Source organism: Phenylobacterium sp. (assembly GCF_046463815.1).
Classification (GTDB): Bacteria; Pseudomonadota; Alphaproteobacteria; order Caulobacterales; family Caulobacteraceae; genus Phenylobacterium.
Window position 1 is genome coordinate 3503 of sequence record NZ_JBKBRO010000034.1, and the last position, 15448, is coordinate 18950.

Here is a 15448-nt window from a genome sequence, read left to right on the forward strand (position 1 = left end):
TGGTCCTCCCGATCCTCGGTTGCGGTTGGCCCCCGATCTCTGAACGGCTAGCCTGTCCGCACAGCGCATGATGGAGACCTTCAAGTTGCGGTTGGCCCCCGATCTCTGAACGGCTAGCCTGAAGACCATGCTCCGCACGCTCAGCGAGGAGTTGCGGTTGGCCCCCGATCTCTGAACGGCTAGCCTGGGATCATCCAGAAGTCTCTGAAAACACGAGACAAGAGGACGATCCCAGGCCACTCGTTTCCTTGGACATAGCTAGAACAAGGCGAGTTGATCCGGGTTCCTTCTCGGCCGCCGTCGCCTCTGCCCCGAGAATCGCACGATGTTTTCGTACTGACGGTCGGTGAAGGTGAGCACATGTATCTCGCCATCCGACGGCAGGTTGCGCTCGATGCGAGCCAATTGTGAATCGAAGGCTTCCTTGCCGTTGCAGAAGCGAGCATAGACCGAGAACTGGCTGCGTTCGAATCCTTCATCCAGCAGGAATTCCCGAAATTTCGTGGCGGCCTTCATCTGCGCCTTGCCTGCAACCGGCAGGTCGAACATCACGAATATCCACATCAGTCGGTACCCGCTGAGATGGCTTCTGGACGGCGCGCTCACACCTCCTCCTCGGTCAGCTTCTCGCCGAGGCGCGACCATTGGAGTGGCGTCGGCGGCTGAAAGATGCTGAGCGTCGGACGCCCCGTCTCGAAGGCCCGCGCCAGCGACTGGGCGAGGCGGATCGCGGCCTGCGAGACCGGGGAGGCCTGCCCATCCACCGTCAGATCGAACGCAATCAGACGTGCGAAACGGCGCTTCGTCGCAGGGTCCAGCAGCATGGGTTCGCCCGCGAGCGCCATTCGGGCCACGAGCCCATCGACGAGGGGACGAAAGGGCTCGATGAGATCATCCGCCAAGGCCAGGGCGTTGCCTCGATTAGCGTGACCGATACCCATTGTCGGGTGCAGGCCCGCCGCCACGACCGCGCGCGCCACCGTGGCGCGCATGATCGCGTAGCCGTAGTTGAGCAGGCTGTTGGCGCCCTCCGCCTCCCGGTCTCGCCGGAAATCCGACCCCATCAACAGCGGCCAGTATCGGCGCGCCGCCTGGGCTTCAAGGTTGCCCTCGTCGCCCGAGCGGACGCGGGTGGCCATCGCCGCGAGCCCCGCGCCCCCGGCGACCCCCTGAGCGCCGAGCAACGACGCCTGCATTCCGATCTTGGCCATGACGATCCGCCGCCAGAGCTGCTTCGCGAGCGGCTTGGAGGCGGCCCATTGCGCCCGCATGCGCGCATTCTGGGCGTGGTTGCCCACAAGAGGCAGGGTGACAGCGACCGGACTGTGGTTCGCGGCGCAGAACACGACGGGCGACCCGCGCTCGGCCAGCGCCGCCACCAGGTTGGCGCTCCAGGTCACACCGTGCGCGTGGACGATCACCGCATGCACGTCGTCGAGCGGCACGCGCCCCACTTCGGCGCCGCCCCCCTCCTCGACGATCAGGAACCCCCGCAGCACCCTAAGGTGGCGGCCTTCGCTCGCGATGTCGACGATCCGCTCCACGGCTCAGCCGCGCGGCCCCGGATCGTAGACCCGCCCCGCCGGGTCGACCCTCACCTGCCGAGCGCGGAGCTTCCTCAGGCCGCTGGCCGACGAATAGAGATACCTGAACGGATCGCCCTTGTCGGCGTCACGGGCCTTCAAAGAGCCGCCCTCATTGTGGCTGGCCAAGGTGATCTGGCCCGAGCTCGAGAACTTCACCACGCGCATCAGCGCGCGGTCCGATCCGTCCAAGTCCATCGCCAGGAGGTCATTCTGGCGAAGACTCAGCACTTTCTTCGCGGCCGGGTGAGGCCGGCGATCGCCGAGGTCGCGCCGATGGGCGTCGAACATCGAGACCACGTCGGAAACCCACTTGCCGTCCGGTAGCCGCCACACGTCGAAGCGGGCGTTGGCGTCGCCCTTGTAGGCCTTATAGGCCCGGCCCTCACGATCCCGGATCGGGATGACGTTCAGAGGCTCGCGCACCCGAACCCGTCGTATCCCCTTGAATGGCCCCTCAACCGCCGCGAACGCGGCCAGCGCCGCCTCGAAGGCCTTGCCTTCCAGACCGCGGGTCGCCGTCCAGAGCGCATCTCGGAGCGGCGGATCCGGGAGGGCGGCGATGTCGGCCGGCTTCAGACTGGCCAGCGGCACGCGGTGGACGACGATGGGCGTCCTGCCGTCGGCGGCGAATTCGCCGGTCAGGCCATAGGCGGTGTCGTTGTGCAGCCGCCCTGACGTGGTGTCCTTCCCAGGCGGCGGACGGCCCCGCCGGCCGTGGTCCGGCTTGTGGCTGACGACGGTGGCTTGCAGCCGTTCATACAGCGCCTCGCGGAACCCCGGCCAGGGTGGCTCATCGAGGCCAGCGAACCGCCGGTCGAGATCCTTGGCTTCGGATCGGGCCGAAGCCTCGGCGATCCTTTGCAGCAACGAGCGGGTGGTCGCCGCCGCCACCGCCGCATCGATGGCGTGATGCCGATGGTCGAGGCGGTTCTTGGGCGCAGCGCTGTGGGGGTTTTCCACGTAGTTGTGGTCGGGCAAGAGGCTGTTCAGCCCCCAGACGCGGCGCAGCATCGCCGTCATTCGGCCCGGTATCACGTAGACGAAACCGTCCGTCGCGGCCGGATAGAGCCGGCGAAGGTATTTGGCCGTGATCCGCGCGAGATATTGGGTGTCGGTGAGCTGGCGCGCGATAAAGTCGCCGTCCTTCTCGAACCGTTCCATGGCGTCCGGGGAGAACCGCCACTGCTTGGAGCGGTGCAGGCGGCTGACCTGATCGGCGATGACCTCCCATCGCGCCTCGCCGCCCCATCGCTCGTACGGCGTCCTGGCGCCCTTCTCGCGATTGCAGGCGCGGTGGGCCACGACCTTGTTGCCGGCGCTGTCGTCCAGGCACCGCGAGTAAGGAACGATGTGGTCGATATCGACCTCGCCCGAAAACAACGCGGTCGGCCCGATCACCTTCGCGCAGTAGGGGCAGCGCCGGTCGAGTGGGTTCGTCGGATTGAGCTCCTCCCAGAGACGCAGCAGCATGCGGTTGGCGCCGGTGTCGGCCTGACCCAGCTCCCCGAGCAATTTCCCGCGGGCGACCGCAGCCGCCGTGGTCTCCCGGATGCGCTTGTCGTGCGCCTTGCGCTCCTGCTCGTTCAGCTTGAGCTCGCGGGCCAGCTCGACCACGATCTGATCCGGGCGGCCGTGGCGGTCGATCACCGCGTTGACCACCTTTTCCAACTGGCGCAGGCCGACGTGCACCGTCGGATTGGTGATCCGGCCGAAGCGCTTCTCCACGTCGTCGCGGGGGTCCTGCGAGCCAGGGGGAATCTCCCGGTCTAGGATCTGGCCGTAGTAGGGCAGTCGCTCAAGCACCTCGCCGGTGGAATCATCCGAATGGTTCCAGCCGCACCGGCGGACGGCTTCGTCGTAGGTGACGACCTCCTTCTCCAGTTCCGCGAGCACCCTTCGGCTTGCTGTCTCCCCAAGGCGCCCGTGGCCTTCGGGCAGGTTCGCGCCGGCGACCTCGCGCGCCGCCTCGGGCGAGAGGCCGCAGTCGCCGACGAGGAAGTCGGCGAGCCTTTCGGGGACCTCCTCCTCCATCAGCCGCTCGACAATGGCCCATTGGCGCTCGTCGGACATCAGCGCCCATGCCGCGCCGAACGCCTTCTTCGAGCCGAGCGCGGCCCGTAGCTCGTCACCCTTCAGGCTCTTCCGCGCCTCGGTTTCGACCGAGAACCGTTGGCCCGCCGCCAACTTCAGGACCTTGGCGAGCTGCTCGAAACTGCGTTCCTTGCGGTCGCGCAAAGCCATGACCAAGGCGTTGCGCTCGTCCAGCGTCAGAGGGCGCGCCGCCTCGCCTGGCGCCACGATCCGCAGATGATTGACCTCCTGATAAAGACGAAGCCGTTGGAACAGGGGGTGAGCCTTGGGAATCCGCCGCTCCGAAGCCACGAAGGCGCACACGCCGACCTCCGGCGCCTTGAGGGGGCGCTGGAAGAACAGGACGCGCGCCAGGGCGGCGCGCGCCTCTTCGGTCATGATCTCCGGATGGTGGACGGCCTGCCGCCGCCAGATCGTCTCGAACTCGTGTTCGACGTGCCGGCGCTGAGGATAGAAGTCATAGGCTTGGTTCTCGCCCCCCATCCGCACCCGGCGGCTCTCGCGTCCGGCAAGGAACTGGCCAAGGGTCTCCGCGCCAGCTTCGGTCATGGCCGCGTCCAGGGCTGCCGCGCCCAGGGCGATCTTGCCGTCCTCGCCCGATTTGCGGTCGGCCTTGCGGTTCGACTTGAACCCGCGCCGCTGGTTGAGGTGGAAGAGGGCGCGGCCGATCTCATGCGGTTCGAGCCGCTCGCTCAAAGCCCGCAGGCGCAGATCGTAGGGATCGAGGCTCGCCAGCGCGCGCGCCGCCTGGGGATCGGCCGGCATCAGGCCGAAGGCCACCAGGGCGCGCAGGAACGCGGCGCGCCGGCCGAGATAGCGATCCCGCCGCCTTCGCATCGCCCGCGCGTTGCGGCGATCCACCGCCAGCGAGGCGCCCGTCTTCGGATCGCGCCCCGGACTGAAGATCCGCACGCCGAGATCGACGATCCGCGATGTCTCGCCGCCGTCCTCGATCAGGCACCAGCCCAGGCTGGCCACCCCGATGTCGATGCCAAGGCGCCGCATTCGCTCCTCCCTGCCTCCCGGAGACGAAAGCTCGCAACAACTTGGGATTGACGTCAACGACGGCTTGCGCTTTAGGCTGTCGAATTCAGAGATCGGGGCCAGTCGTTAACAAGCGGCTCGGTCGCACCAAATAAGGGCGGGGCCACGGCCCCGCCTTTTTCATTGGCGTATCAGTTGACCTGCGTCTTCTTCGGAGGTTCCGGCGGCAGGGGGGCGACGGGGACGCCGTCCTCGAGCAGTTCGCGGACCTCCTTGGGCGTCGCCTGGCCGTAGATGCCGCGCTCCTCGGACCTGCCCTCGTGGATGGCGCGGGCCTCCTTGGCGAAGGCGTCGCCGACATCGTCGAAGTTCTCCTCGACGTGGCGGCGGATGCGCGAGAGCGCCTCCATCATCATGGCCTGGGGCGGGCCCGCGCGCTCGTCCTGCACGGTCTTGCGCGTCCCGGCCACGGCGGGGGCCATGATCTGCTTGCGCACCGCCTTGCTGGCGCAGACGGGGCATTCGAGCAGGCCGCGCGCGTGCTGGTCGTCGTAGTCGGCGGACGAGCCGAACCAGCCTTCGAAGGCGTGCTCGTGGTCGCAGGTCAGGGCGTACTTGATCATGGACCTGTGAAGGCTCGGGCGTTGGCCAGCGCCGGGATGGCGGCGCGCGCCCTGGCGACCGCTTCCCGATCGAGGTCGGCGAGAAGCACGCCGGGCTCGTCGTGGTCAAGCCTGCCGACCACCTCGCCCCACGGCCCCACCACGATGGAGCGGCCCCAGGTGCCGCGGCCATCCTCGTGGAAGCCGCCCTGGGCCGGGGCGATGACGTAGCTGCCGGTCTCGATGGCCCGGGCGCGCACCAGCACCTCCCAGTGGGCCTCGCCGGTGGGGCGGGTGAAGGCGGCGGGGATGGCCAGCACCTCGGCGCCCGCCAGCGCCAGGGCCCGGTAGAGCGCCGGGAAGCGCAGGTCGTAGCAGATCGAATGGCCGAGCTTCACGTCGTCCACGTCGGACACCACCGCCCGGTCGCCCGGCTCATAGGTCTCGGACTCCCGCGCCGTCTCGCCGGTGGGCAGGTCCACGTCGAACATGTGCAGCTTGTCGTAGGTCGCCGCGATGGACCCGTCCGGGGCGATCAGGGCCTGGCGATTGGCCGCCTTGCCATCCTCGCGCAGCACCAGGGCCGAGCCCAGCAGGACGAAGACGCCCAGCTCGCGGGCGGCGGCCTGGAGGCCCCGGACCACCGGGTCCTCCGCCAGGGGCCGCAGCAGGGGGAGGAGCCTGGCCTTGTCCTTCTGCAGGACGTTGGTCCCCTCGGGCGTGGCGATCAGGCGCGCTCCGCCGGCGGCGGCCTCGCGCACCATCGGCAGGACGTGGGCCAGGGCGGCGTCCTGGGTCGCGGGCGTGCGGGCCTGGATGAGCGCGATCTTCACAGGGTGGTTCTTAGCCTTCCCTCCCCTTCATGGGGAGGGTGGCGAGCGCAGTGAGACGGGTGGGGATGTATCGGCCGGGCTCGGAGTCCAGGGATGGACTCCCCCACCCTGCTCGCCTCCGGCGAGCTGTCCCTCCCCATCAAGGGAGGGAAGGGTCACGCCGCCTTGAGGAGGAGATCGAGCTGGCCGGCGCGCTCGAGGGCGTACATGTCGTCGCAGCCGCCGATGTGGCGCTCGCCGATGAAGATCTGGGGGAAGGTCATGCGGCCGGAGCGCTGGACCATCTCGGCCTTCTTCTCGGGATCGAAGGCGGCCTCGATCTCGGTGAAGGGCACGCCCTTCTCCTCCAGCAGGCTGACGGCCCGGATGCAGTAGGGGCAGTAGGGCTTGGTGTAGATCGTGACCTTGGGCATGGCTTCCTAACGGAGGTCGTGTCTCTGAAGGTTCATATAGTGAGTCCGTCAAGGGCCTTAACGCGGGCCGCCACGGCCACGTTGACGCAGGCGGCGCCAGCCCCCTTCAACGCCCGGGCGCAGGCCTCGGCCGTGGCGCCGGTGGTGAGCACGTCGTCGACCAGCAGGACCGTGAGGCCGGACAGCCGCTCGCGGTGGCGCGCCGGGACCTCGAAGGCGCCGGCCACGTTGCGCCGCCGGCCCGAGCCGGACCGTCCCCCTTGGGTGGGCGTGGCCCGCTTACGGACGAGCGCGTCGGCCAGGTAGGGCGTCCCGGTCATGCGGGCGAGCGGCCGGGCGATCTCGGCGGCCTGGTTGTAGCGGCGGCCCAGCAGGCGGAAGCGGTGCAGGGGCACCGGCGCGATGACGTCGGCCTCCTCGATCAGCTCGCGGGCGGCGCGCGAGAGCCAGCGGGCCAGCAGCGGGGCGAGGTCCGTCCGGTCGGCATGCTTCAGCTTCAGGATCGGGTCGCGCGAGGTCTCGTCGTAGAGGCAGGCCGCGCGGGCGCGGTCGAAGGCCCGGGGCCGGGCCTGGCACGCGGCGCAGCGGGCGCCGAGGTCGTACTCGAAGGGGACGCCGCAGCCGTCGCACACCGGCCCGTCGAGGAAGTGGATGCGGCTCCAGGCCTGGGCGGAGAGACCGCCAGCCAGCGGGCGCGGGCCGCCGTCGATGGCCTGGGGCGGGAAGACGAGGTCGAGGGCGCCGCGCCAGAGCGCCTGAATCCGGGCTCCGGGTTTCCAAGGGGCGGCGAAGTCGCCATGTTCCGCCGCCATGTCCTCCCCTCCCCATGCGAGCCCGCCCAGGCTGTTCGACCGCGCCCTGCACCGCAAGCGGCTGGACCGCGCCGCCCGCGGCTATGCGAACGCCGACTTCCTCCAGCGGCGCGCCGCCGAGGACGTGGCCGAGCGGCTGGAGCCGATCATGCGGGACTTCCCGGTGGCCGTCGACCTCTCGGCCCGGGGCGGGGCGTTCCGCGAAGCCCTGGCGGCGAGCGAGGCGGCCGCCCGCGTGGGCTTCCTGATCGAGGGCGACCTCTCGCATCGGATGCTGCACGGCCGGGCAGGCGCGCGGGTGGTGCTGGACGAGGAGCGCCTGCCGTTCGCGGACGCAAGCCTCGACCTGATCGTCTCGACGCTGGGGCTGCACTGGACCAACGACGTGGTCGGCGCCCTGATCCAGGCTAGGCGCGCCCTGAAGCCGGACGGCCTGTTCATCGGGGCCTTCCTGGGCGGGACGACGCTGACCGAGCTTCGCCAGTCGCTTGTCGCCGCCGAGAGCGAGATCCTGGGCGGGGCGGGCAGCCGGGTCTCGCCCTTCGCCGACGTGGCCGACGCCGCCGGCCTGCTCCAGCGGGCGGGCTTCTCCATGCCGGTGGCCGACGTGGATGCGGTGACCGTCACCTACGACCACCCGCTGAAGCTGCTGTTCGACCTGCGCCAGATGGGCGAGACCAGCGTGCTGGCCGACCGGCACCCGAAGGCGCTCACCCGGACCCTGCTGAACCGCGCCTTCGAGATCTACTTCGAGCGGTTCCGCAACGAGGACCAGCGCGTCCCGGCGACCTTCGAGATCATCACCCTGACCGGCTGGGCGCCGCCGGCGGCGCCTTGAGGCCAAGCTTGGCGACGCAGCCTTAACCCTATACCCCCACGGTGGCGGTCTGGGGACGCTTGCGGGGGCGCATCGTCACGGGGTCTGACGTGCCAGCCCAATCCAGCCTGCGCCTTTCAGCGCTCGCCGCCGCGCTCCTGCTCGCCTCCTGCGCCACCAACGCCCCGCCGCCGCCCAAGCCCACGGCCAAGGGCGGATACGTGGACATGGGCCTGGCCGCCCAGGCCGGCGCCTTCGAGGCCTTCACCCGCAAGGCCGCCGCCATCCCGGCGGGCTTCGCGGGGCCGGACGACATCGCCCAGGGGCTGCAGGCGGGCGCGGCCTACGAGCCCCGGCAACTGGAAGCGGGGATGATCGCCTATGCGGCGCTCGCCGCCCTGCAGGAGCCCGCCTTCGTGGCCGGGGTCAGGAAAGCCGGCGGCCGCGACCTCGCCCGCCGGCTGGCGGCCATTCCCGAGGCGGCGCTCGACCTGCCCGGCGGACAGGCGGCGGCCGGACGCGCGAGCGCGGCCCTGGCCCGCCGGGGCGAGGCCCTGGCCCAGGCCGGACGCCGGGTGAAGGCGGCCTCCTATTCCGTCCAGAAGCAGGGCTGGTCGAAGGCCCGGCTGACCAACGGCCCGGCGAGGCTCGCCGAGGTCAAGCGCATCTCCACCGCCGGCTATCGCGCGACCGGCGACGACCGCGCCCGGCTGACCGCGGCGATAGCCGAGGGCGGACGGCGGGGCGGGCCGAGCCCCGTGGTGGCCCGCGGCGTGGCGCTGGCGGCCCTCACCGTCATGGGCCAGGAGGGCCAGGGCCGGGCGCTGTCGAGCGAACCCAAGAGCGCCATGTGCCTGCGGATGGCCAAGCTCAACTTCCACCAGTGCCTGGCGAGCGCGGGAACCCACTACGAGGACATCTACTGCCTGGGCGTCCACGCCATGACAGACCCCGGCCAGTGCGTGGTGGAGGCGACCAAGCCGGCGCGGATTCGGCGGGCGGCGGCGGACTAGATGTTCCCTTTTTGTTCTTGACTCCGAGTCGCCAAGCGTCCATAATTGCACTTGGCTGGCGCAAGGGGCGCCTCGCCTATGGAGCGGGTTCAAAAATGAGCAACAACGGCCGCGATGCGCAGGATATGGACTCCCTGAATGTCGCGGATTGGATGGAGCGCCGATCCCAAGACGTTGCGCGCCTGTGGAACGGGGCCGAGGCGCGGGGTCACGAGATTTGGGGCGCCGCCGCTCGGTCTGGGCGCGACGTCGTCGCTCCACGAGAAAGCGACGTAAGGGCGTTGGGCGCACAGTCGATTTCTGCGCCGAGAGCCATGCAAGCGGAAGGCGGCAACAAGGCGATTCAACGAGGCGGCAAGGCGATCCTTTCGGACGAGGAAATCGCTGGCATCATCGTCAATGAGACGCGGTCGCTGTCCGGGGCAGACCTTCAGCAGGCGCGAACCAATCTGGCACACGCGGTGATGAATGGCGACGAAGCACTCGGGCAGCGCCGACCGAAGACCGCGCCATCAAAGGTTACGGTTCCCGAGGCCGAACGCGAAGCTTTTGAGGCCAGCAAGGCCGCAGTTGTGGAAGCGCGGCGGCAGCGCGCGGCCGGGGTGGACCCGACAAACGGAGGCATCCACTTCAACTTACGGGGGCAACCATCGACGAACCCGTTCATGGGCTATCCACTTCAGACGCAAACTGGCCCATTCAAGAACAGTTACCCGTCCAAGGACCTGCCCGGCGATGGCGTGTACGCAAACACCTATCAGGACTAAGCGCCTGCGGCTCTTCGCGGTCTGCCTGGGATTCACGGCGGTCGCCGCGTCGGGCGCGACTGAAGCGGAAACGACGATGCGCCTGGACGACTACCGCGCGCGCGTCACGGGCGGCGCTCAATGCCGCTATGCGGATGGAACCAAGGCCGTCCTCATCCGCACCCGGGACCCGCACGAGATGGCGCTCGTGATGCCCTCGTGGCCGGAACCGCTGACGCCGCTGCATGTGGACGACGCGGGCGAAATCCGGTTCGAGGCGAACGGCGGTGTGGCGACCTATCGCTCCATACGGCTCGCCGTCGAGGATCTCATGTCCCGCCCCGTCACGCCCGTGACGGGCAAGACGTGGGCGGCCTTTCTTTCGGAGCCTGAGGTCGCCGCGTGCTCTCGGAAAGCCTTCGATGCCGACCTCAAGGACGCTTACTGACCTCCGACTTCGCTGGGGTCACTCCCCCAGCAGGTGCAGCACGACCTCGCGGCGGTGGGGGCGGGCGCGGTGTTCGAAGAGGTAGACGCCCTGCCAGGTCCCGAGCGCCAGCCGACCGCCGACCAGGGGGATCGAGAGCTGGACGCCGGTGAGCGCGCTCCGCAGGTGGGCCGGCATGTCGTCGGGACCCCCCGACCCTGCGCATCCTTACAATCGCCCGCCCCTCTTTCGTCTAAGTTTCCTCGGGCATTTTAGTCCGAATTCAGTTGACGCACGGACATATATGCCCGATAACTCAACTCATGAACCGCGACCAATTCCTCCGCGCCCTTCGCACCTACTGCCGCGACAACGGCCTCGACGCCCCCCGCTTCGATCCCCGCCGGGGCAAGGGCGGCCACGGCCGGGTCTGGATCGGGGAGCGGTTCACGACCATCCCCTCGGGCGAGCTGAAGACCGGCACCCGCAGGGGAATACTCAAGACCCTGGGCCTTCCCCCGGACGCGGTGTAGAGCCGCCCCAGGGAAGGCCCCAACCTCACCCCGCAGCCAACGGGGACACGGAGAGATACACATGCATCCCGTCGCCTACGTCGCCTTGATCCGCCAGGAAGGACCGCAGGACTTTATCGTCACCTTCCCCGACGTCCCCGAAGCCGTCACCCAGGGCGACACCCTGGCCGAGGCCCGAGCCAACGCCGACGACGCCCTCGAAGCGGCCCTCGAAGGCTACATCGAACTCGGCCGGGACTTCCCCGCGCGCGCCGAGATCGGACCCGAAGCGGTCGCGGACGGTGTCCACTGGGCCGACGTGCCCGTCGCCCCGGCGCTGGCCGCCCGCGCCCTGTTGCTGCGGGCTATGAAGGCCGAGGGCCTGACGCGCGTCGCCGTGGCCGAACGCATGGGGCGAGACGAGAAGACCGTGCGCCGCATCCTGGCGGGCCAGAACGCCAGCCTCGATCTGACCCTGCAAGCGCTCCGCGCCGTGGGCGTGCAGCCCGCCCTTGCGGCCTGAAAGCGGCCGGCGCTCCACCGATCCCGCGAACTCGGTTCGCCGCCCTGACACCCTTGCGCCCCGACCGTGGCGGGCCTAGATCGCGGTCGGGTTGGCGCTCTGATCGGTGCGCCAGATGGAACAACCGCAACACCCGTCCGCCCCGCGACAGCTCGTCATGGCGGACTTTCTCGACGGCGACCGCGACCTGCTCGCCGCCTGCCGCATGCCCGGCTGCGACTACACCCGCCGCATGAGCCCGGCCGAGGCGGTCGCTCTGCTAGGCCATAGATGCACGATCCTGGCGGCCCGGCGGCGGCTCCGCTGCTCGCGCTGCGGCGCGCGGGGCCGCGACGGGTTCATCGACCTTCGGCCCGACAGCCTGCCCCGCGACTATCGCCCCGATCGGTCGGGGCCATATGGCCCGATGCCCGCTTTCGCCGACCCCGCCCGCCGCCCCGGGGCTCACCCAGGCGGGCGCGAAAAAGGGCGGCGGCCACCTCCCTAGCCGCCGCCCTCGCAAGGGCCATCCTCGCGCGGCCCTAGGCCACGCCCGCCGCCCTCCGCTGCAAGAACACCCTGACCGGGTCCGCCCGCCCCGCTTCGCGATCGTCGGCGTTCGCGTCACGGGCCGCCCGGCAGAGCAAGGCGAACGCCTCGCGCGCGACCTCGCGGCTCTCGGGATCGCGGCGAGCCCGCGCCGCCTGCCACACCTGGGCCAGAAAGAACGGCGTGAAGCCGCGCGACACCTGGCGGTTGTTGTAAGCCGCCTTGTGGGCCGGGGTGCAGAACAGTTGCCGGTGATGCGAGGGCGCGAAGGCGACCCCGCATTCGGGGCAGATCAATTTGCGAGGCTTTCCTTTAGTCATGCAAAGGTTTTTATCGCTTAAAGCGATAGGCCGTCAACCGGCCCAGGACAGGCGCGGGTGTTTGGCGGCTACGCTGACCTAGGCGGGGCCTTGCCGGGCCTCCACGGGCCGGAAAACGAAAAGGCCCGCCGGGCGGTCTGCCAGGCGGGCCTCACGGGGCGGAGCGGATCGAGGGCGACCCGGGTTCGTCAGAGCCGGGCTTCGCGGATAAGGGCGATGGGCTCGCGACGGTCCGCCAGATAGTCGGCGGGATCGAGGGCGACGTGGCCCGCCGGGAAGACGTCGGGCCGCTCGCGCGCGTCGTACACCCCGCCCGCCGGGGCGAAGGCCAGCACGGGCGCAAGCGTCTCGGTCATGCAGACGACGGCCGCGTTCCACGCCCGCGCTAGCGCCGCGAAGCGGGCCCGGTTGTCCGGCGTATCCCAGGCCAGACCCCGCCCCTGCGCCGGGACCACGCTGACCACGAGCGGCCACACGCGCACGGGTGACACCTGCATGAGGAAGCCGCAGTCCGGCGGGAAGAGGTCCGGCGGCAACAGCGTATCGCTCGCCCGCCAGAGGCAGAGGAACACGGCGCACGCCTTGGGCCGCCCAGGCTGGCCCCATATGGAACACCCAGGCTCGGACCCGGCCTTCAGGTGCGCGCACGGCCAAAGGGCCGGCTTCCCCATTTCGGGGATCTCCTCGACGGTGCAGCACAGATCGCAGGGCCCGCAGTCCCGCCGGGGCGGCGCGGGCGAAACCGCCTTGGCCCATTCCGGGCGCCGGTCGCGAAGCTTGGCAAGCGCGTCAGCCATCGCCGGGACCATGCCCGCCGGCCGGCGCGGCGGCAAGCCGGGCCCGAAACGCAAAAGGGCCCGCAGCTCCCCCGGCTGCGGGCCCTCCGCACGGCGCGAGCGCCGGCCTGCGCCTAGCCGCGCAGCTTCGCCTGCACCCTGGCGTGCAGACCTTCGTTGGCCGCCCGCAGCTCGTCGGCGGCGGCCTTGATCTTGGCCGCGTCGTCAGAGCCGAAGACCTCCACGCCCTTCTCGACGAGGGGCGCGACGGACTTGGCGAGTTGGGCGGCGGCGAGGATCACTTGAGCGATGGTCGCGGGCTCCATGTCAGCCCTCCCTTTGCGGAATGAGCTTCCAGGCTTCGGCGACGAAGCCCTGCAGGGCGGCGATCTTCTCGCCGTACCCCTGGGCGTCGCCGACCGCGTAGGCGGCGCGGGCCGCCACGAGCGCATCATGCGCCTTGTCCAGGGCGTCGGCGATCTTGACGGCCGAGGCGTCGCCGGGCCGCAGCAGCTCGACGTCGACGGCCGACTCGGCGGCCGAGGCGGCGCCGAAGAACGCGGCCTCGGCGGCGAACAGCGCCTTCTCGTCGATCACGGTCTCGGCCAGGACCGCGCGATTTGGGTTGAGCGCCGAGCAGCCGGAACAGCCGGCCGCCGCCAGCGCCGCGACCGCAAGGGCGGTCGCGAACAGCAGTCGTTTCATGGTGGTTTCTCCGAGCGGCCGGGAAGGGCGGGCCGCGCGCCCTCTGCCGGCTAGAAGCGGAGCCCCAGGGCGTAGCCGCCGCCGGCTCTCTTCGTGAGCACCTGGCCGCGCATCGGCCGGGGCTCGAAGCTGATATGAACCCACGTCCCCTCTTCGATGAGCTGATCGAAGGCGAGGTCGCCCGCCGCCTGCGCCGCCGCCAGGACGCGGCAGACGTCGAGCGGCGAACCGAACCGGGGACAGATGAAGTCGACCGCCCAGCCCAACAGGTGCGCGCTCGTCTTCGAGCCGCCGACCTCGGTGTTCAGGGCGGGGCAGCGGTAGCCGCTCGTCACGAGGATCGGCCGGCCGCCCAGGATCTGGCGCACCGCCTCCATGCGCCGCGCCGTCTCGGCGAGGTTGGCGACGACGATCTTCGGCGGCCGGTTGTCGATCCCGCGATGCGAGGTCGCGATCAGCTCGTCGAGCGAGAAGTGCTCGGAAAGGTAGGTGCTCATTCCGGGGCGCTCCCGAGCTGTCGGCGAAGATCGGCCGCGGCCTTTTCGACCAGGCCCCGAACCTCGTCGGCGTCGATGTGCACGCGCAGGGCGCCGATGCTCGCCCGGCCGTTCTTGTGGAGGTTCCAGGCCATGACCACGGCGACGGCGGCCAAGACCGTGTAGATCATCGCCTCGCGGGCGGTGGCGTGGCCGCCGCCGATCAGGGTGACGGCGGCCATGCCGAGCGCTATCGACAGCAGCGACAGACCGATCCTCACCATGCGGGGCGCAGCCGCCCACGAGCCGATATCGGGCTTGAGCATGTTGCCCCGCAGCGCAAGCGCGGCGGCGGCCACGGCGGCGGCCACGGCCGCCCAGACGTCGACCACGTTCATCGGCCTTGCTCTCGCTCGATGCGCCCCGCCCGCGCCCTCGCGATCCGATAGACGAACGGGGCGAGTTCCCAGGCCAGCGCGCCCATGCCGAAGCCGACCGCGTGCAGGTCCCGCAGGCTGGCCCACGGAATGAGCGGGGCCACGGCCGGGGCCAGGAAGTAGGCGACGAGCGCGCCACCGATCAGGGCCGCCGCGACGTTCGCGAGCGCCCGCAGCAGGTCGGCGCGACCCACGGGCTGACCCGCGAGCAACGTCGTGGCGAGGCTGAACAGCCCCCAGAATGCGCCGCCGGCAAGCGCCGACAGCGCCGCCGTGAGGCGGTCGGGATCGGGGATCATGGCCCCTCCTTCGGTGAGTGGTTGGAAAGCCCCGGCGAACCGGGTTCGTCAGCGCTCGCGCACGCGGACGCGGAAGCTGCGCTCTTCGGTCCGCCCGGCCTGGGTGACGACGCGGTTCGTCACGAGGTACGTCTCGCCGACCGTTCCGCCCGACAGCCAGACCGTCGTCACGGCGCCCAGGCGGTTGACCGCCCCCTTCGTGAGCCCGGCCGCGACCGTGAACTCGGACGTCGCCAGGGCGTCCCCCTCGCCCACCCACTCGGACCAATCGAGCGAATAGTCGAGGTCGGCGTCCGGGTCCTTGACCACATAGAGGCCGCGAGCGTCGAGATTGAAGGCGCTGGACATGAAGTGTTCGACCCCCCGTGCAGTCTCGTCGTTGAGAACCTTGAAGACCCGGCGCTCGACCGGGACCGGCCATGTCCGGTCCGCCGGCGCCGAGGCCACCCGAAGCGCGAAGGCGAGCGCCCGCGCCACGGCGACCCCGGCCGCGACGCCCCGGCGCGCGACGATGGCCGCGCCCCTGGCGGCGGCCGTGGCCGCCCCCG

At 70.3% G+C, this 15448-nt stretch carries 23 protein-coding genes; 7 read left to right on the plus strand and 16 right to left on the minus strand.

The window, feature by feature from the left end; all coding sequences use genetic code 11:
• Positions 1-258: 258 nt before the first annotated feature.
• The 7 genes from cas2 to ACK4TT_RS17675 all read right to left on the minus strand — a co-directional run bounded on the left by cas2 (position 259) and on the right by ACK4TT_RS17675 (position 7321).
• The gene (gene cas2 / locus ACK4TT_RS17645; protein ID WP_410213548.1) at positions 259-645 is read right to left on the minus strand and encodes a CRISPR-associated endonuclease Cas2; all 387 of its coding nucleotides are present in this window, start codon (positions 643-645) and stop codon (positions 259-261) included.
• Positions 603-1544 (minus strand): type II CRISPR-associated endonuclease Cas1, encoded by a 942-nt coding sequence (gene cas1 / locus ACK4TT_RS17650; protein ID WP_410213549.1) that lies wholly within the window; start codon positions 1542-1544, stop codon positions 603-605. The genes cas2 and cas1 overlap by 43 nt, the downstream gene beginning before the upstream one ends.
• 3 nt (positions 1545-1547) lie before the next feature.
• Positions 1548-4682 (minus strand): type II CRISPR RNA-guided endonuclease Cas9, encoded by a 3135-nt coding sequence (cas9, locus tag ACK4TT_RS17655; RefSeq protein ID WP_410213550.1) that lies wholly within the window; start codon positions 4680-4682, stop codon positions 1548-1550.
• Between the two features lie 170 nt (positions 4683-4852).
• A complete protein-coding gene (locus ACK4TT_RS17660; RefSeq protein WP_410213551.1) occupies positions 4853-5284 on the minus strand; it encodes a DUF1178 family protein in 432 nt (143 codons plus the stop codon).
• Entirely contained in the window at positions 5281-6096 is an 816-nt protein-coding gene (locus tag ACK4TT_RS17665; RefSeq protein WP_410213552.1) for a carbon-nitrogen hydrolase family protein, read from the minus strand. Before ACK4TT_RS17665 ends, ACK4TT_RS17660 begins: the two co-directional genes overlap by 4 nt.
• 155 nt (positions 6097-6251) lie before the next feature.
• Complete coding sequence (grxC, locus tag ACK4TT_RS17670; RefSeq protein ID WP_410213553.1) at positions 6252-6509, minus strand: glutaredoxin 3; 258 nt, start codon at positions 6507-6509, stop codon at positions 6252-6254.
• Positions 6510-6541: 32 nt separating this feature from the next.
• Positions 6542-7321, minus strand: a complete 780-nt coding sequence (locus tag ACK4TT_RS17675; RefSeq protein WP_410213554.1) for a ComF family protein — start codon at positions 7319-7321, stop codon at positions 6542-6544.
• Here ACK4TT_RS17675 and ACK4TT_RS17680 point away from each other — a divergent pair.
• The 4 genes from ACK4TT_RS17680 to ACK4TT_RS17695 all read left to right on the plus strand — a co-directional run bounded on the left by ACK4TT_RS17680 (position 7320) and on the right by ACK4TT_RS17695 (position 10345).
• The gene (locus ACK4TT_RS17680) at positions 7320-8159 is read left to right on the plus strand and encodes a methyltransferase domain-containing protein (RefSeq protein WP_410213555.1); all 840 of its coding nucleotides are present in this window, start codon (positions 7320-7322) and stop codon (positions 8157-8159) included. The two genes, ACK4TT_RS17675 and ACK4TT_RS17680, sit on opposite strands and share 2 nt — an antisense overlap.
• Before the next feature lie 89 nt (positions 8160-8248).
• Positions 8249-9151 carry a hypothetical protein gene (locus tag ACK4TT_RS17685; RefSeq protein ID WP_410213556.1) on the plus strand — a complete coding sequence of 301 codons (903 nt, stop codon included), beginning with the start codon at positions 8249-8251 and terminating at the stop codon, positions 9149-9151.
• 95 nt (positions 9152-9246) lie between these two features.
• Positions 9247-9918 carry a hypothetical protein gene (locus ACK4TT_RS17690; RefSeq protein ID WP_410213557.1) on the plus strand — a complete coding sequence of 224 codons (672 nt, stop codon included), beginning with the start codon at positions 9247-9249 and terminating at the stop codon, positions 9916-9918.
• A 76-nt stretch (positions 9919-9994) separates the two neighbouring features.
• Complete coding sequence (locus tag ACK4TT_RS17695; RefSeq protein WP_410213558.1) at positions 9995-10345, plus strand: hypothetical protein; 351 nt, start codon at positions 9995-9997, stop codon at positions 10343-10345.
• An 18-nt stretch (positions 10346-10363) separates the two neighbouring features.
• Here ACK4TT_RS17695 and ACK4TT_RS17700 read toward each other — a convergent pair whose 3' ends face one another.
• Positions 10364-10522 carry a YjbQ family protein gene (locus ACK4TT_RS17700; protein ID WP_410213559.1) on the minus strand — a complete coding sequence of 53 codons (159 nt, stop codon included), beginning with the start codon at positions 10520-10522 and terminating at the stop codon, positions 10364-10366.
• A 125-nt stretch (positions 10523-10647) separates the two neighbouring features.
• Between ACK4TT_RS17700 and ACK4TT_RS17705 the strand changes: the two genes are divergently transcribed.
• The 3 genes from ACK4TT_RS17705 to ACK4TT_RS17715 all read left to right on the plus strand — a co-directional run bounded on the left by ACK4TT_RS17705 (position 10648) and on the right by ACK4TT_RS17715 (position 11846).
• The gene (locus ACK4TT_RS17705; RefSeq protein ID WP_410213560.1) at positions 10648-10857 is read left to right on the plus strand and encodes a type II toxin-antitoxin system HicA family toxin; all 210 of its coding nucleotides are present in this window, start codon (positions 10648-10650) and stop codon (positions 10855-10857) included.
• 61 nt (positions 10858-10918) lie between these two features.
• Positions 10919-11359: a type II toxin-antitoxin system HicB family antitoxin gene (locus ACK4TT_RS17710; protein WP_410213561.1), complete on the plus strand. Its 441-nt coding sequence runs from the start codon at positions 10919-10921 to the stop codon at positions 11357-11359.
• A 157-nt stretch (positions 11360-11516) separates the two neighbouring features.
• On the plus strand, positions 11517-11846 hold the full coding sequence (locus tag ACK4TT_RS17715) for a hypothetical protein (RefSeq protein WP_410213562.1): 330 nt from the start codon (positions 11517-11519) through the stop codon (positions 11844-11846).
• A gap of 34 nt (positions 11847-11880) precedes the next feature.
• Here ACK4TT_RS17715 and ACK4TT_RS17720 read toward each other — a convergent pair whose 3' ends face one another.
• The 8 genes from ACK4TT_RS17720 to ACK4TT_RS17755 all read right to left on the minus strand — a co-directional run.
• Positions 11881-12183, minus strand: coding sequence for a hypothetical protein (locus ACK4TT_RS17720; RefSeq protein ID WP_410213563.1), 303 nt, complete (start codon positions 12181-12183; stop codon positions 11881-11883).
• Between the two features lie 212 nt (positions 12184-12395).
• The gene (locus ACK4TT_RS17725; RefSeq protein ID WP_410213564.1) at positions 12396-13004 is read right to left on the minus strand and encodes a hypothetical protein; all 609 of its coding nucleotides are present in this window, start codon (positions 13002-13004) and stop codon (positions 12396-12398) included.
• Positions 13005-13117: 113 nt separating this feature from the next.
• Positions 13118-13309 carry a hypothetical protein gene (locus ACK4TT_RS17730; RefSeq protein ID WP_410213565.1) on the minus strand — a complete coding sequence of 64 codons (192 nt, stop codon included), beginning with the start codon at positions 13307-13309 and terminating at the stop codon, positions 13118-13120.
• A 1-nt stretch (position 13310) separates the two neighbouring features.
• The gene (locus ACK4TT_RS17735; protein WP_410213566.1) at positions 13311-13688 is read right to left on the minus strand and encodes a hypothetical protein; all 378 of its coding nucleotides are present in this window, start codon (positions 13686-13688) and stop codon (positions 13311-13313) included.
• A 50-nt stretch (positions 13689-13738) separates the two neighbouring features.
• A complete protein-coding gene (locus tag ACK4TT_RS17740) occupies positions 13739-14185 on the minus strand; it encodes a D-Ala-D-Ala carboxypeptidase family metallohydrolase (RefSeq protein ID WP_410213567.1) in 447 nt (148 codons plus the stop codon).
• The gene (locus tag ACK4TT_RS17745) at positions 14182-14562 is read right to left on the minus strand and encodes a hypothetical protein (protein ID WP_410213568.1); all 381 of its coding nucleotides are present in this window, start codon (positions 14560-14562) and stop codon (positions 14182-14184) included. Before ACK4TT_RS17745 ends, ACK4TT_RS17740 begins: the two co-directional genes overlap by 4 nt.
• The gene (locus ACK4TT_RS17750; protein ID WP_410213569.1) at positions 14559-14900 is read right to left on the minus strand and encodes a hypothetical protein; all 342 of its coding nucleotides are present in this window, start codon (positions 14898-14900) and stop codon (positions 14559-14561) included. The genes ACK4TT_RS17745 and ACK4TT_RS17750 overlap by 4 nt, the downstream gene beginning before the upstream one ends.
• Before the next feature lie 48 nt (positions 14901-14948).
• Positions 14949-15448, minus strand: a 500-nt coding sequence (locus tag ACK4TT_RS17755) for a hypothetical protein (RefSeq protein WP_410213570.1), incomplete at its 5' end; no start/stop codon positions are given.